A 15715-nucleotide genomic window follows, 5' to 3' on the forward strand; every position below is an offset into this window, starting at 1 on the left:
GGTCACGAGCTCCTGCTGAGGTCGTCGGGGCCGAACGCGTACGGCAGGATCTGCGCCATGCGCTTGGGGCCGTCGATGGTCTCGACCAGCAGGTCCTCACCGCCGAACTCGTACAGGAGCTGACGGCAGCGCCCGCACGGCATGAGCAGCTCGCCGTGGCCGTCCACGCAGGTGAAGGCCACCAGCCGGCCGCCGCCCGACATCTGCAACGCCGACACCAGGCCGCACTCGGCGCACAGGCCGAGCCCGTAGGAGGCGTTCTCGACGTTGCAGCCGGTGACGATCCGGCCGTCGTCGACGACCGCCGCCGCCCCCACCGGGAACTTGGAGTACGGCGCGTAGGCGTTGCGCATGGCCGTGGCGGCCTCGGCGCGAAGGCCGTCCCAATCGATGTTCAATGTTGATCCCCCCGACGGAAGCGTACGCCGTCGGCCTTGGGCATCCGCAGACGCTGCGAGGCGACCAGGAGCACGAGCAGCGTGAGCACGTGTGGCGTGATGAAGACGAACTCGCCCGGCAGCGTCTTCACGGTCTGCCAGAGCCAGAACAGCACGAGCGCGCCCACCGCCGCGGCGGCGATCACGGTGTAGTCCTTGACGCCCCTGGCCACGACCTCGGCCGGCTGGCTCGGCAAGACCAGCTTGCGGATCTGCAACGCGATGTAGATCAGCAGCAGCAGCGAGCCGAACAGGAAGAACGTGGTGACCGCGTTGGCGTCGCCGGAGCTGCGCAGTTGCAGGCCGCTGGCGTAGCCGAACAGGGACGAGCCGGCCGCGAGCCCGCCGGGCCGCCAGTTGCCGAAGATCATGGCGGCCAGGCCGATGAAGCCGCGTCCCTGCGTCTGCCCCTCGACGTACTTGTTGGAGACGAAGACCAGGAACACGCCGCCGAGCCCGGCGAACGCGCCGGAGACGACGACCGCGAGGTACTTGATCCGGTAGACGTTCACGCCCAGCGACTCGGCCGCCCACGGGTTCTCCCCCGCCGAACGCAGCCGCAACCCGAACGAGGTGCGCCAGAGCACCAGGTACGTCACCGGCAGCAGCAGCACGGCCAGGATGATCAGCGCGTTCACGTCGTGGGTGAGCCCGCGCAGGATGCCGGCCAGGTCGGAGAGCAGGAACCAGTGGGTGCTCTCCAGCTTGCCGAGCAGGTCGGGCCCGGACGACAGCACGGGCAGGCTCACCTCGGGGGCGCCCGAGCTGATCGCCGGCGAGGTGGTGATGCCGGCGCCCTTCGCGCTCGCCGAGGTGCCCTCGCCATAGAGGACCTCCGACAGGAAGCGGGTGATGCCGGGTCCGAGCAGGTTGATGGCGACGCCGCTGATGATGTGGTCGACGCCGAACGTGACGGTCGCGATCGCGTGGATGAGCCCGCCGAGCGCGCCGCCGAGGAGCCCGGCGAGCAGCGCGGCCACGGCGCCCCACTGGTACCCGGCCCAGCCGGCGAACCAGGTGCCGAGCACCATCATGCCTTCGAGGCCGATGTTGACCACGCCGGCCCGCTCGGCCCACAGGCCGCCGAGACCGGCCAGGCCGATCGGCACCGCGAGCAGCAGCGCCGCGTTGAACGTGCCGGAGGAGGTCAGGTCGTCCTGGCCGGAGATGACCCGCACCAGCGACAGCAGCAGGATGAGCGCGGCGACGCCGAGCAGCGCCAGATGGTATTTGCCGACCCTGCTCATGCTGCCACCTCAACCGGTCTGTTCGTGTCGAGCTGCCGGGCGGCCCGCTGCTCCTCAAGCCGCATGGCGATGCGGTTGGTCATCTCGTTCGCGATGACCACCAGCAGGACGATGACGCCCTGGATGATCGTGATGACCGACGACGGCACGTCCGCGATCTGCAGCGCGCCCTGCGCCCGGTCGAGGAAGGCGAACAGCAGCGCGGCGATCGCGATGCCGACGGGCTTGTTCCTGCCGAGCAGCGCCACCGCGATGCCGAGGAAGCCGAGGCCGGCGGTGAAGTTGGAGTTGAAGGCGCCCTTGTCGCCGAGGATCTCGGGCAGGCCGATGAGCCCCGCGATCGCGCCGGACAGCACCATGGCCGCGATGACCATCTTCTTCGGGTTGACGCCCGAGGCGAAGGCGGCCGGGCCGTTGAGCCCGCTGGCCTTGACGTTGAAGCCGAAGCGGGTGCGCTCCAGCACGACCCAGACCACCAGGCCGAGCACGACGGCCACGAGCAGGAAGCCCCACACGCCGCCGCCGCGGGTGGGCGGCAGCAGCCCGAACCAGTCGAAGACGAAGTTCAGGTTGGGGAACATGGCCGACTCGGGGAGCTGCGGCGTGGTCGTGGTGAGCTGGCCGGCGGCCCGCTGGCCCGCGAACGGGCCGCGTACCAGGTAGGAGGCCAGGGAAATGGCGATGTAGTTGAGCATGATCGTGGAGATGACCTCGTTCACGCCGCGGGTCACCTTCATGACCGCGGGGATCAGCGCGTACGCACCGCCCACGACCGCCGCGACGACGATGATCACCAGGATCTGGATCGGCTTCGGCGCGGTGAACGTCGAGCCGACGTAGGCCGCGCAGATGGCCGCGATCCGGTACTGGCCCTCGACGCCGATGTTGAAGAGGTTCATGCGGAAGCCGACCGCCACCGCGAGACCCGCGATGAACAGCGGCACCGCCCGGTTGAGGAACGCCGCGATGCCGTTGGAGACCGAACGCGCGGTCTCGCCGAAGTCGAAGAAGGCGGCGAACGCGTCGATCGGGCTGGCGCCCGCCGCGATGATCGCCACGCTGGAGATCGCGATCGCCAGGACGATGGCGACGACGGCGCCTGCGACGGTGAGCAGCGCCCGGTTGAGCCCGGCGGGCATCACGTCTCCTCAGTGCCGGCGATGGCGCCGGTCATGTAACCGCCGAGCCGCTCGGGCGTGACGTCGGAAGGATCGAGTTCGGCCACGAGCCGGCCGCGCAGGATGACCCTGATCGTGTCGGACAGGCCGATCAGCTCGTCGAGGTCGGCCGAGATCAGCAGCACGGCCAGACCGGCGGCCCGCGCGTTGCGCAGGTGGTCCCAGATGGCGGCCTGGGCGCCGACGTCCACGCCGCGGGTGGGGTGTGCGGCGATGAGGAACGACGGCTCGCCGCTCATCTCGCGCCCGACGATCAGCTTCTGCTGGTTGCCGCCGGAGAGGGCCAGGGCCAGGGTCTCGACGCTGGGGGTGCGCACGTCGTACTCCTTGACGATGCGCTCGGTGTCGGCCTTGGAGGCGCGCCGGTCGACCCAGATGCCGCTGCGCGCCGGGGGCCTGGTCTGGTGGCCGAGCACCCGGTTCTCCCACAGGGACGCCTCCAGCAGCAGGCCCTGCCGGTGGCGGTCCTCGGGGATGTAGCCGATGCCGGCCTCCCTGCGCTTCAGCGTGGACCAGGCGCTGATGTCCACGCCGCCGAGGGTGATCGTGCCGTGGGCGGGACGCATGCCCATGATCGCTTCGATCAGCTCGGACTGGCCGTTGCCCTCGACGCCGGCGACGCCCAGGATCTGGCCCGCGTGGATGTCGAAGGAGACGTCGTCGAGGATCAGGCGTTTGCCCTCCTCGCGGAGCTTGTCGACGTACAGGCCGACGGAGGTGCCCTTGGGGACGGGACGGAAGCCGTCGGCCTCCATCGTCAGCCGGGACACGCTCAGCGTGACGCTCTCCCGGACGGTGGACTCGCGGGTCTCCGGCGTGGGCAGCTCGCTGCCGACCATCAGCTCGGCGAGCCGGCGGGCGGTGACCTCGGCGGGGTTCACGCTGGCGACGGTGGTGCCGCGGCGGATCACGGTGATCGCGTCGGCGATGTTCAGCACCTCGTCGAGCTTGTGCGAGATGAAGATGACGGTCAGGCCCTCGGCCTTGAGCTCGCGCAGGTTCTGGAACAGCTCCTCGACCTCCTGCGGCACGAGGACCGCCGTCGGCTCGTCGAGGATGAGGATGCGGGCGCCGCGGTAGAGGACCTTGAGGATCTCCACGCGCTGACGGTCGCCGACGCCGAGGTCCTCCACCAGCGCGTCGGGGTCGACGCGCAGGCCGTGGCTGCCGGCCAGCTCGGTGATGCGGGCCCGCGCCCTGCCGGTGTCGAGCACGCCGGCCCTGGTGGGCTCGGCGCCGAGGACGATGTTCTCCAGCACGGTGAAGTTGTCGGCCAGCATGAAGTGCTGGTGGACCATGCCGATGCCGACGTCGATGGCGTCGCTGGGGGTGCGGAAGGTGACCTCGCGGCCGTTGACCCTGATCGTGCCCTCGTCCGGCTTCTGCATGCCGTAGAGGATCTTCATCAGGGTCGACTTGCCGGCGCCGTTCTCGCCGACGATCGCGTGCACCGTGCCGGGTTCGACGGTGATGCGGATGTCGTGGTTGGCGACGACGCCGGGGAAACGCTTGGTGATGCCCTCCAGCTCTACGGCGGGTTGCACCGCGGCGAGGGTGTCCGAGCTCATTTCGCCTCTCCTAGAGCATGGGGGGGCGGACGGGGCGGATAGCCAGAAGGCCCGAAGTGGGGACTCCGGGCCCTCGGTCGTCCGTTCCTACCCAGATTACGGCTTGGACGGAACCGTGATTTTGCCGTCGACGATGTCCTTCTTGGCAGCGTCGAGCTTGTCCTTGATGTCGTCGATCTCGCCACCGGTGGTGGACAGGCCCACACCGTCGACCTTGAGGTCGTAGACGGTGTTGCTGCCGCCCTTGGCGCCGCCCTGGAAGGCCTTGACGAACTCGAAGACGCCGACGTCCACGCGCTTGAGCATCGAGGTCATGATGACCGACTGCAGGTCGGTCTCCTTGACCGTCTGGCGCTGGTCGGAGTCGACGCCGATGGCCTTCTTCTTGGCCGCGGCCGCCGCCTGGAACACGCCGAGGCCGGAGTCGCCGGCGGCGTGGTAGACGATGTCCGCGCCGTCCTGGTACATCTTCTCGGCCGCGACCTTGCCCTGGTCGGGGGCCTTGAAGCCGGAGAAGTCACCGTCGGGGGTGAGGTACTTGATGTCGATCTTGATGTCCGGCTTGACCGACTTGGCGCCCATCACGAAGCCCGCCTGGAACTTCTTGATCAGGTCGTTCTCGACGCCGCCCACGAAGCCGACGTGGCCGGCCTCAGACTTGGTCGCGGCGGCGACGCCCGCCAGGTAGGAGCCCTGCTCCTCGGCGAACAGCAGGCCGGTCACGTTCGGGCCGTTGGAGGCCGAGTCGACGACGGCGAACTGCACGTCGGGGTACTCGGCGGCGGTCTTCTTGATGTCGTCGCCGTACGCGAAGCCGACGCCGATGATGGGGTTGTAGCCCGCGTCCGCGAGCTGGCGCAGCAGGTCGCCGCGGTTGGAGCCGTCGGCCGCCGGGCTGAGCTCCTTGATGTCGGCCTTCAGCTCCGTCTTGGCCTTCTCCAGGCCGGCGTAGGCGGCGTCGTTGAACGACTTGTCGCCACGGCCGCCGACGTCGAACGCCAGACCGACCTTCAGGCCGCCCTTGGCGGCCTCGCTGCTCGCGCCGGAGCTCGGCTGCATGCTCGCCGAGGTGCCTCCACCGTCACCGCTGCCGCAGGCCGCGGCCGCCATGAGCATGACGCCGGCTACCGAGCCGACGGCAATCCTGCTGAATCGCTTGCCGAGCAAGGCGACTCCTTCCATTTCCTCGCCGTCGAACTTCATCGCAGGCGCGAAGAAACGTACGGCACCTGCACGGAAGATAGTTGCTTGACCAGGGCAGACCAAACCGGCACACAGGGTCGCAACCGCTCCGTTATCGACATCAAGCGCGTCCGTGACCTGAATCTGGGTTCAGGCACTTGGGACGGCCCTCGGAAAGTTTTGCCCAAGTTTGGTAGGTAAGGGGCCCTTGCCGAGCGGTCGATCATGGCAGAGATTCCGATCAACGGTGGAAATTTCGTATCGGAGCCCCGTATGCAGCCTTGGAAGACACTGGCCGTACCGCTGGTCGCGATCCTCGTCGTGACCTTGAGCGGGCCCGCCCCGGCGACGGCCGCCGCCCCCGCCCTGAAGATCGAGAACAACGCCACCCAGCCCGTCTTCTCCCGCGCCGACGCCGTCAAGCAGACGGTGTTCGTGGAGGTGGCCGGGACCGACAGCGACGACGACGGGCAGCCCGACCGCGTCGCCATGGACATCCTGCGCCCCAAGGAGACCGACCAGGGCCTCAAGGTCCCGGTGATCATGGAGGCCAGCCCCTACTACGCCCCCGGCAACGACGTCCCCAACCATCCCGTGGACGTGGACGCGAACGGCAACCCGCTGCCCACCCTGAAGTCGCCCTCGAACAAGCTCGCCAGTGAGCCCTTCGACGGCTACTACGACAACTACTTCCTGCCCCGCGGCTACGCCATCGCCCTGGTCGAGAACGTGGGCAGCGCCCGCGCCACCGGCTGCCCGTCCTCCGGCGACCGGAACGAGACCGCCGGCCCGAAGGCCGCCATCGACTGGCTGAACGGCCGCGCCCGCGGCTTCGACGCCGACGGCAACGAGGTCAGCGCCGGCTGGTCCACCGGCAAGGTCGGCATGATCGGCGTCTCCTACAACGGCACCCTGCCCAACGCCGTCGCCTCGACCGGCGTCGAGGGCCTGAAGACGATCGTCCCGATCGCCGCCATCTCCAGCTGGTACGACTACTACCGCGCCAACGGCGGCGTCCTGGCCCCCGGCGGCTTCCAGGGCGAGGACCTGGACGTGCTGGCCAAGTTCGTGCTGACCAGGGACAGGGGTTTCGAGGTCTGCGGCGCCAAGATGGACGCGCTCACCGCCGACCAGGACCGGATCACCGGCGACTACGGCCCGCTCTGGGACGCCCGCAACTACCTCAACGACGTGGACAAGGTGAAGGCCAGCGTCTTCCTCGTGCACGGCCTCAACGACTGGAACGTCAAGACCAAGCAATTCGCCCAATGGTGGAACGCCCTGGCCAAGCGGCACGTGCCGCGCAAGATCTGGCTGCACCAGGGCACCCACATGAACCCCTTCAGCCTGCGCACCGCCGAGTGGCTGCGCCAGTTGCACGGCTGGTTCGACTACTGGTTGCAGGGCATCGACTCGGGCATCATGCGCGAGCCGCAGGCCGACGTGGAGATCGGCGTCGGCGATTGGCGGCAGCACGCCTCCTGGCCGCTGCCCGGGGCCACGACGGTCGCCCTGTACCCGGCCGCGGGCGAACGGCTCGGCCTGCTGCCCCGGCCGCTGTCGCCCGAGGAGTCCTTCGTGGACCAGAGCGCCAGGAGCGCCGAGCAACTGGTGGAGGCGACCGGGGCCGACCCGAACCGGCTGGCGTACCGGACCGGTGAGCTGCCCGCCGACGTGCGGATCTCCGGCACGCCGACGGTCTCCGTACGGGCCTCGGTCAAGGACGGCGCCTCGCCGTACCTGACGGCGTTGCTGGTGGACTACGGCACGGATGTGCGCCCGGACGGCAGCCTGCTCTCGACCGGCCAGAGCTACTGCTACGGCGAGGGCGTCCCGGGTGACACGGGCTGCACCACGCTCAGGCGGCTCGGCACGGCGACGACCGCGTACAAGATCGTCTCCAGGGGATGGCTCGACGTGCGCAACCGCCACCGCGCCGACCGCACCGAACCGCTGCGCCCCGGCAAGGAGTACACCTTCACCTGGGACTTCCAGCCCAAGGACTACCTGTTCAAGAAGGGCCACCGGCTGGGCCTGGTGATCATCTCGACCGACCGCGACTACACCCTGCGCTACCCGGCGGGCACCCGGGTCACCGTGTCGCCGGGGCACTCGTCCCTGCGGCTGCCGGTGGTCTTCGGCAGGCTCGCCTGACACGCCGACGGCCCGCCGCGCGACGCGGCGGGCCGTCGGAGCGGCGCTCAGGCCATGGCGTTGCTGATCGAGTCGAGCGGGCCGACGTCCCACAGCGCGGTCAGCGCCGTGGCGGCCATCACCCGCACGCCCATCGCGATCGCCTTCTCGTCGACGTCGAAGGTGCCCTGGTGGATGTCGTACGTGACGCCGTCGGGCGAGCGCGTGCCGAGCCGGGCGAAGGCGCCGGGGATCGACTCCAGGTACCAGGCGAAGTCCTCGCCGCCGAGCGACTGCTGGGTGGGCACCACCGCGCCGGCCCCGAGGGCCCGTTCGGCCGCCTCGGCCAGCATCTCGACGCTGACCTCGTCGTTGACGACCGGCGGCACGCCCCGCGTGTACTCCATCACGGCCTCGACGCCGTACGCGCCGGCGACGGACTCCAGCAGGGCCTTGATCAGGTCGGGTGCGGCGTGCCAGGCGTTCTCGTCGAGGCAGCGGATCGTGCCCTCGGCGCTGCCGTCGTCGGGGATGGCGTTGGCCGCCGACCCCGCCTCCACCCGGCCCCAGACGAGGCTGAGCGAGGAACGCGGATCGACCCGGCGGGAGAGCGCGGCGGGCAGCTCGGTGAGGATCTTGGCGAGCGCGAAGACCAGGTCGGCCGTCAGGTGCGGACGGGCGGTGTGACCGCCGGGCCCGGAGACCCGGACCACGAGCTTGTCGCAGGCCGAGGTGATCGGGCCGCTCCTGAGGCCGAGCTGGCCGACGTCGACGCGCGGGTCGCAGTGGAGGCCGAAGATGCGGTCGACGCCGCTGATGCCGCCGTGGGCCATGACCTCCAGCGCGCCGCCGGGCAGCTCCTCGGCGGGCTGGAAGATCAGCCGGACCCGGCCGGGCAGCAGACCCGCCGCGGCCTGCTGGGCCAGGAAGATCGAGGTGCCGAGCAGGACCGTGGTGTGCACGTCGTGCCCGCAGGCGTGGCACGCGCCGGGGACGGTGGAGCGGTAGGGCACGTCCTTCTCGTCCTGGAGCGGCAGCGCGTCGATGTCGGCCCGCAGCGCGATGGTCGGCCCGTCGCCGCTGCCCACGTCGCAGATCAGGCCGGTGCCGCGCGGCAGCACCGACGGGGTCAGCCCCGCGGCGGTCAGCCGGTCGGCGATGCGCTGGGTCGTGCGGTATTCGGCGAAGGCCAGCTCAGGATGCATGTGAAGGTCGCGACGGAACGCCACCAGCTCCTGCTCGATCTCCGCCAGGAACGCGTCCAGCTCTCCCCGCAGCTCACGTCCCCACATATGTCACCATCCATCCCGTCGAGGCCACGCGTCCCACGCGGCGACGGCGGCTCATGACGCTCTCGAAAATCGTTCATCGTAGCCACCTGGTTGAGGCGGCCGCTCGGCGAATCAAAAGCCACACCCGGAGGTTTCGGTGCGCGCGCGAGATCGTCAGCACGGGCTTCGCGTTCATCGGTCGCAGCAGCCCGGGTGCACAGCGGTAAGCCGTGAGCCCGATGGCGATGCTGCTGACTTTATCGCTCCCGTGCGCCTTCGCGCCGACAGATACACCAAAAGTTGGCCGACGGCATGCCCGTAACCGCAGGTGGTCACGTTCCGCACACGTCCACCTGATCCGGAAAATAGTCACAAGGGATCATTAGATGGTGACCCGATGTCGCCACTTCCAAACGTGCTCACCGATTTCGAATCCTGTCACCTTCTGTCATGGTCATGACACTTTGGCGCTTGCTGCATTTGTGAAGAATGCGTGTTTCACTCGCTATATGATCACTAATATCCCGTTCGGGGAGAAGTATGCCGGGTTGAGCATCTTCGAGCCGAGCGAGGGGACCCTGGTGGTCGTACCCTCGCTCTCCCTGCCGCAGGACGAGCTGCGCCGTATCACGGCAGCCCGATCGTACGAGGAGCGCCTGCTCTTCCTCCTCCTGACGCTCCGGGAACCCGGGGTCAAGGTGATCTACCTCTCCTCCGCGCCGATCGATCCCGACATCATCGACTACTACCTCGGCTTCCTCCCCGACCCGGACGACGCCGCCAAGCGCCTGGAGCTCATCAGCCTCGACGAGCCCTGGTCGCAACCCCTCACCCGGACGCTGCTGCGCCGACCCGACGTCCTCGACCGGCTACGGTCGGCGATCGACGCCGACGCCTGGCTGGTGCCGTTCGTCCTCAGCGAGACCGAGGAGGAGCTGGCCGCGTCACTCAACGTCCCCATCTACGGACCCGCCACCTCGCTGGCCTACTACGGCTCCAAGAGCGGCGCCCGCGAGGTCGGGCACGAGGCCGGCGTGCCCATGGCCCGCGGATTCGGCGACGTGCACAGCATCATCGCGATCGACGAGGCCATCGACTCGCTGCCCGGCGAACGGGTGATCGTCAAGCTCAACGACGGCTACTCAGGGCTGGGCAACGCCATCGTCAGCAAGGCCGACCGCTCGCTGACCCGATTTTCGGCGGCCGGGGAGACCTGGACGAGCTTCACGACGAAGATCAGGGAACGCGGCGCTGTGGTGGAGGAGTTCATCGAACATCGCCCGCTCTACTACCCGAGCGCCCTGGCTCGAATCACGCCCGGCGGGCACGCGGCCGTGCTGGCCACGCACGACCAGGTGCTCGGCGGCGCCAACAACGACGTCTACCAGGGCTGCACGTTCCCCGCCGCCCCGGAGTACCGGCACGAGGTGGGCGAGTCGGCGGAGCGCATCGCCGGCATCCTGGCCGAGCGCGGCGTGGTCGGCCTGTTCGGCATGGACTTCTTCGCCCTCAAGGCCGACGCCGGGTACGCCGCGCTGCTGTGCGAGATCAACCTGCGGATCGGCGGCACGACGCACCCGTACGGCGCCGTGGTGCTGACGACCGGGGCCAGGTACGACCCGGCCACCGGCCTGCTCATGGCCGGGGACCAGCCGAAGTTCTACACCGCGACCGACAACTGCTCCTCGTCCTGCCTGCGTGGCCGCACGCCGGGCGAGGTCATGCGCACCGCCCGGCGGCTCGGGATCGGCTTCGACGCCGACCGGCGCACGGGCAACGTCTTCCACCTGCTCGGCGCCATCCCCGAGTACGGGAAACTGGGCTTCACCACCATCGGCGACTCGCGCGAGGAGGCCGACGAGCTGCACGCTCTCACCCGGCGCCTTCTTTGCGACGCCTGATCCCCGCCTCCCGCAGACCGCGCCACCCGATCACCGCCAGCACCGCACCGAGGATCACGTTGACCCCGATCAGGATCCCGTGCACGACGTAGAAGCCGGTGGGATGCCCGTCGGCCAAGTTAAACCCCAGGTTGATCCACTCGACGATCATGAACACGCCGAGGATGACGAGGAATCCGGCGATCTTTGGTGACATGGTCATCTCTCCAGTATCGAAGGCGGATCATCCGGGGAATGTGTCGCCACATGGGCATTCACACGGAGCTACGCTGAGACCGCCATGTGGACGAAATTTGTGCCGGTTACGGCACTTCTCGCCGCGGTCACGCTCACGAGCGGGACCGCATCCGCCGCACCGACGACGCCTGTCGGTGGTGACGCGCTGGGAAGCCGTGGGCTGGTGCAACCCCAAGGCGTCAAGGCGCCCCCCGAGAGCAAGGCTACTTCCTACGTCATCGCGGACGTGGAGACGGGTCAGGTGCTCGCCGCGAAGGACGCGCACGGGCGCTATCTGCCGGCGAGCACCCTCAAGACGCTCACGGCGCTGACCCTGCTCCCGAAGCTCGACAAGAACCGCAAGGTCCGGCCGAGCCAGAACGCCTGCAACCAGGAGGGCACGGCGGTCGGGCTGACGCCCAAGATGACGTACAAGGTCGACGACCTGTTCCGGGCGCTGATGATGTCCTCGGGCAACGACGCCGCCATGGCGCTGGCCGAGACGAACGGCGGCGTGGCCCAGACCATGCGCGACATGAACGCCGAGGCCAAGCGGTTGCAGGCGTTGGACACGGTGGCCAAGACCCCGAGCGGCCTGGACAAACCCGGACAGAGCAGCTCGGCGTACGACTTGGCACTCATCGCCCGCGCCGGCCTCGCCAACCCGGACTTCCGGCGATATATCAGTACAAAGACTGCCAAGTTTCCGGCGCCCAAGGACTACTACGAGATCAGCAACCACAACAAGCTGCTCTGGCGCTACCAGGGCATGATCGGCGTCAAGAACGGCTGGACGTCCAAGGCGCAGGGCAGCTTCGTCGGCGCGGCCACGCGCGGCGGCCACACGATCCTCGTCACGATCATGCGGCACGAGGGCTACTTCTGGGACGAGGTGGCCAAGCTGCTCGACTGGGGCTTCTCGGTCAGGGGCAAGGCGACCCCGGTCGGACAGCTCGTCGAGCCGGTGCCCGACCGGGTGCGGGCCGCCCCGCAGGCGCCGGTCTCGAAGGTGACGCCGGCCGCCCAGCCGCCGCTGCTCGACGCGGCCGCCTCGAAGCAGACCGACTCCACCCGCACGGTCGGCTCGGCCGTGATCGGCGGCGGGCTGCTGTTCGGGCTGGTGTGGCTCGGCTTCGGCATCCGCCGCAAGCGCAACAGGTCCCGCCTCTGACGACAGGGCGTGGCGCGTAACGGCTCCCGCGGGGCCCCGGGGAAGGGACTTCAGGGCTCCGAGGCCGGACGCCGGGTGACGCCCTTGCACTCGGGGCCGGCCGCCGGGTGCGGGTCGGCCGCCGGCACCTCCGTCGGATCCCCCAGCGACGGGATCGGCGACGGGGACGGCGGGGGGCACAACCCGGTGGTGGACGTCCACGCGGCGGCCAGCAGCACGAGCCTGGCGGAGAAGTTCATCCACACCAGCAACCCCACGGTGGCGGCGAACGCGCCGTAGACCGGGTTGCTGAGCGTGTGGCTGAGCAGCAGGCTCGCCAGCTGCTTGAGCAGCCCGAACCCGATCGCGCCGAGCAGCGCGCCCTTGATGATGACCTTGAACGGCTCGGCGGGCTTGGCGACCCAGCCGAGCATGATCACGAACAGCACCCAGTCGGCCACGACGCTCGCCACCACCACGAAGATCCGGAACGCCTCGGTGCTGAGCAGCGAGTTGTCGCCGAAGATGTGGTCGAGCACCTTGTCCGTGACCGTGGTGGCGGCCCCGGACACCAGCGTGGACGCGATCAGCGTCGCCCCGAGCAGGATGACCGAGACCAGGTCGCGCAGCTTGCCCAGGAAGTAGTTCGGGGGCGGCACGGTGGTCATCGACATCTCGCGCAGCGCCGCGCGCAGGGCGTCCATCGCGCCGAGCCCGGCGTACAGGAGGCCGAGGAGGCCGATGATGCCCGCCGTCGTCCTGGCGCCGGCGATCTGCTCCAGGTTGAGGTCGGCCGCCATGCCGGGGAGCCGTTCGGTGATGGCGGTCTCCAGCGCGTCCCTGGTCGCGCTGCTGGCGTCGAGGGTGTAGCCGAGCACCGCGTACCCGAGGGCGAGCAGCGGGAAGAAGGACAGGAAGCAGAAGTAGGTGACCGAGCCGGCCAGCCGGTCGCCTCCCTGGAGCTGGTAACGGCGCACGGCCCTGACCAGGTGGTCGATCCACAACCTGCGGACCCGCCAGTGGTCGAGCGTCGTCCGGCCCCAGGCGCGGATCGACGCGATCCGCTCGGTCAGACTCGTCATCACGCCCTCACACCCCCCGCCGGAGGCGAACGATCACCTCGTCACGGCGTCGGCCGATTCTGTCAGTGACGCCAGGACCGCCGCCAGATCCTGGTGGAGCATCTGCCCACCTCGCTTGACGGCACGCCCGCTGACCAGCACGGTTTCCACCGCGCTCGGGTCGGCGTTGAGCACGACCGCGCCGATCGGGTCGTGCGCCGCCGCCATGCCGAGCGTGTCCGTACGCAGCAGTTGCAGGTCGGCCTGCTTGCCCGGCCGCAGCGAGCCGACGACGTCGCCCAGGCCCACCACCTCGGCCCCCTCGACGGTGGCCATGCGCAGCACGTCGCGGGTGGTGAAGACCATGCCCCCGCCGCCCGGCCGGCCGCGCTCCAGCAGGTACGCCGCCCGCATCAGGCTGAACATGTCGCCCGGCGCGCAGCTCACCGTGTCGATGCCGAGACCGGTCGGGGCGCCCGCCGCCCTGGCCCGTCCGCTGACCGGGTAGCCGAGGCCGAGCGCAGCGCCCGCACGGTGGCCTCGGTGTGGGCGGGCGAGAGCTGGATGTGGGACCAGTCGAGCAGCGTGGTGATGCCGGTGTCGAGGCATTCCAGCGCGCCGGCGAGGTTGCCCGCGTAGACGTCGGACGGGCGGTAGCCGGGGGCCAGCTCGTCGAGCACGCGGCGCAGGTAGCCGTCGAAGGCGATGTCGGGGGCGACGGCCCTGATGCCGGCCTGCCAGGTGTGCCGGTGGGTGTCGACGAACCCGGGCAGCACGATCCGGCCGGTCGCGTCGATCACCTCGGCGCCCGGGACGTCGGGCAGCCCGGGGCCCACCTCGGCGATCAGGCCGTCCTCGACGCGCACGTCCACCCGGCCGAGCACGACGGGCTCGGGCTCGGTGTCGATCACGGTGCCGTTCTTGATCAGAAGAGTTGTCATGTCGAAAAGCTTAATGAGAAGCTTTTAAGAAAGCAATCTGCCGATGGGTATCCTCGATGGCGTGAAACCGGATGAGATCGATGCGATGGTGCCGCGCTGGACGGAGTCCGGGCTGTCGTCGTCGCTGATCGCCGGTCTGGAGCTGAGCAAGCGCCTGTCCCGGCTGCACCTGGTCTTCGAGCAGGCGATCAAGGCGGAGCTGGCCGAGCTGGGGCTGACCTACGCCGAGTTCGACGTGCTGGCCGCGCTCACCCGTACGCCGGCGCCGCACCGGATGAAGCCCAGCGAGCTGTCCAAGGCGCTGCTGCTCACCTCGGGGGGCACCAGCAACGTGCTGCAACGCCTGACGGCGGCGGGCTACGTCGAGCGGGAGGCCAACGCGGGCGACGCGCGCAGCCGATGGGTGCAGCTCACGGCCGAGGGGTGCCGGGTGGCCCTGGCGGCGCTGGACGCCTCCTCACGGGCGCACGAGGAGGTGCTGGCCGGGGTGCCGGAGAAGGACGTCAGGGCGGCGGCCGACGCGCTGCGCGAGGTCCTCGGCCCCGTCGGCCGCCGCCGCTTCCGCTAGCCCGCACGCAGGGCGTGGCGGTCGGCCCATGAGCGGATCGCCGCCGCGATGGCCTCCGGCTGGTCCTCCGGGGCGTGGTGGCCGGCCGGGCCCAGGTGCTCGATCTCCAGCGCCGAGATGTTGCCGGCGCACCAGTCGAGCACCTCGCCCTGGATGAGCAGGGTCGGCGAGGAGTCGAAGGTGAGCAGCAGCTTGGGCACGTCGCCGCTGCCCGCCAGCCACTTGTCGTAGCGCTCGACCGCCTCGGTCACGTCGGCCGGGTCGCCGTCGAGCGGGATCGAGCGCGCCCACTGCAGCAGCGGGCGGCGGCTCTCCCTGGTCGCGCACGCCTCCAGGTACGGCCGCATCTCCTCCTCGCCCAGCGGGTTCAGCACCCCGCCCGTGTAGGCCGTCCGCACCAGGAAGTCGTCGTCGAGCACCAGCCGCTCCCCCGCCTCGCTCCTGATCAGCTCGCTGCGGGAGCGCGGCCCCTCGCCCAGCTCGCTCCAGCTCATCGGCCGCACGATGGTCTCGAGGAAGGCCACCCCGCGCACCCGCTCCGGATGCCGCGCCGCCCAGTCGAAGGCCAGCGCGCCGCCCCAGTCGTGCCCGACCAGCACCACGTCCTCCAGCCCGAGCCGGTCGAACCAGGCGTCGAGGTAGCGGGCGTGGTCGGTGAAGCGGTAGGCGAGGTCGGGCTTTCCCGAGCGGCCCATGCCGATCAGGTCGGGCGCCAGCGACCGGCCGGAGCCGCCCACCCCGGGGAGCACGTTGCGCCACAGGTGGGAGGAGCCGGGATTGCCGTGCAGGAAGACGATCGGGACACCCTCCCCCCGGTCCTCGTAGTACATGGTCGAGTCCAGCACGTCGACAACAGGCATGA

Annotated in this window: 14 protein-coding genes; 4 read left to right on the forward strand and 10 right to left on the reverse strand. The window is 69.7% G+C overall.

Annotated features, from left to right (window positions below; all coding sequences use genetic code 11):
• Positions 1-2 precede the first annotated feature (2 nt).
• The 5 genes from ACIHAD_RS03975 to ACIHAD_RS03995 form a co-directional block, all read right to left on the reverse strand.
• Positions 3-398, reverse strand: coding sequence for a cytidine deaminase (locus tag ACIHAD_RS03975; protein WP_397352827.1), 396 nt, complete (start codon positions 396-398; stop codon positions 3-5).
• Positions 395-1684, reverse strand: coding sequence for an ABC transporter permease (locus ACIHAD_RS03980; RefSeq protein WP_397352828.1), 1290 nt, complete (start codon positions 1682-1684; stop codon positions 395-397). Before ACIHAD_RS03980 ends, ACIHAD_RS03975 begins: the two co-directional genes overlap by 4 nt.
• A complete protein-coding gene (locus ACIHAD_RS03985) occupies positions 1681-2823 on the reverse strand; it encodes an ABC transporter permease (RefSeq protein ID WP_397352829.1) in 1143 nt (380 codons plus the stop codon). Before ACIHAD_RS03985 ends, ACIHAD_RS03980 begins: the two co-directional genes overlap by 4 nt.
• Positions 2823-4430, reverse strand: coding sequence for an ABC transporter ATP-binding protein (locus ACIHAD_RS03990; protein WP_397352830.1), 1608 nt, complete (start codon positions 4428-4430; stop codon positions 2823-2825). The genes ACIHAD_RS03985 and ACIHAD_RS03990 overlap by 1 nt, the downstream gene beginning before the upstream one ends.
• Positions 4431-4526: 96 nt before the next feature.
• Positions 4527-5597, reverse strand: coding sequence for a BMP family protein (locus tag ACIHAD_RS03995; protein WP_397352831.1), 1071 nt, complete (start codon positions 5595-5597; stop codon positions 4527-4529).
• Positions 5598-5885: 288 nt separating this feature from the next.
• Here ACIHAD_RS03995 and ACIHAD_RS04000 point away from each other — a divergent pair, with 288 nt between their 5' ends.
• Positions 5886-7766 carry a Xaa-Pro dipeptidyl-peptidase gene (locus ACIHAD_RS04000; protein ID WP_397352832.1) on the forward strand — a complete coding sequence of 627 codons (1881 nt, stop codon included), beginning with the start codon at positions 5886-5888 and terminating at the stop codon, positions 7764-7766.
• 47 nt (positions 7767-7813) lie between these two features.
• Here ACIHAD_RS04000 and ACIHAD_RS04005 read toward each other — a convergent pair whose 3' ends face one another.
• The gene (locus ACIHAD_RS04005; protein WP_397352834.1) at positions 7814-9037 is read right to left on the reverse strand and encodes a M20 family metallopeptidase; all 1224 of its coding nucleotides are present in this window, start codon (positions 9035-9037) and stop codon (positions 7814-7816) included.
• A 488-nt stretch (positions 9038-9525) separates the two neighbouring features.
• Here ACIHAD_RS04005 and ACIHAD_RS04010 point away from each other — a divergent pair, with 488 nt between their 5' ends.
• On the forward strand, positions 9526-10917 hold the full coding sequence (locus ACIHAD_RS04010) for a peptide ligase PGM1-related protein (RefSeq protein ID WP_397352835.1): 1392 nt from the start codon (positions 9526-9528) through the stop codon (positions 10915-10917).
• Here ACIHAD_RS04010 and ACIHAD_RS04015 read toward each other — a convergent pair.
• Positions 10889-11119, reverse strand: coding sequence for an SCO4848 family membrane protein (locus ACIHAD_RS04015; protein WP_189651047.1), 231 nt, complete (start codon positions 11117-11119; stop codon positions 10889-10891). The genes ACIHAD_RS04010 and ACIHAD_RS04015 overlap by 29 nt on opposite strands.
• Before the next feature lie 198 nt (positions 11120-11317).
• Between ACIHAD_RS04015 and ACIHAD_RS04020 the strand changes: the two genes are divergently transcribed.
• Positions 11318-12304 (forward strand): D-alanyl-D-alanine carboxypeptidase family protein, encoded by a 987-nt coding sequence (locus ACIHAD_RS04020; RefSeq protein WP_397352836.1) that lies wholly within the window; start codon positions 11318-11320, stop codon positions 12302-12304.
• A 50-nt stretch (positions 12305-12354) separates the two neighbouring features.
• On the opposite strand, the gene ACIHAD_RS04025 is transcribed toward ACIHAD_RS04020, so the two are convergent.
• Entirely contained in the window at positions 12355-13365 is a 1011-nt protein-coding gene (locus ACIHAD_RS04025) for a YihY/virulence factor BrkB family protein (RefSeq protein WP_397353043.1), read from the reverse strand.
• Positions 13366-13398: 33 nt separating this feature from the next.
• A complete protein-coding gene (locus ACIHAD_RS04030; RefSeq protein WP_397352838.1) occupies positions 13399-13953 on the reverse strand; it encodes an amidohydrolase family protein in 555 nt (184 codons plus the stop codon).
• A gap of 393 nt (positions 13954-14346) precedes the next feature.
• On the opposite strand from ACIHAD_RS04030, the gene ACIHAD_RS04035 reads away from it, so the two are divergent.
• Complete coding sequence (locus tag ACIHAD_RS04035; protein ID WP_397352839.1) at positions 14347-14853, forward strand: MarR family winged helix-turn-helix transcriptional regulator; 507 nt, start codon at positions 14347-14349, stop codon at positions 14851-14853.
• On the opposite strand, the gene ACIHAD_RS04040 is transcribed toward ACIHAD_RS04035, so the two are convergent.
• A complete protein-coding gene (locus tag ACIHAD_RS04040; protein ID WP_397352840.1) occupies positions 14850-15713 on the reverse strand; it encodes a haloalkane dehalogenase in 864 nt (287 codons plus the stop codon). The two genes, ACIHAD_RS04035 and ACIHAD_RS04040, sit on opposite strands and share 4 nt — an antisense overlap.
• Positions 15714-15715 lie beyond the last annotated feature (2 nt).

This window comes from Nonomuraea sp. NPDC052265 (assembly GCF_044547985.1).
In the GTDB taxonomy this organism is placed as follows: domain Bacteria; phylum Actinomycetota; class Actinomycetes; order Streptosporangiales; family Streptosporangiaceae; genus Nonomuraea.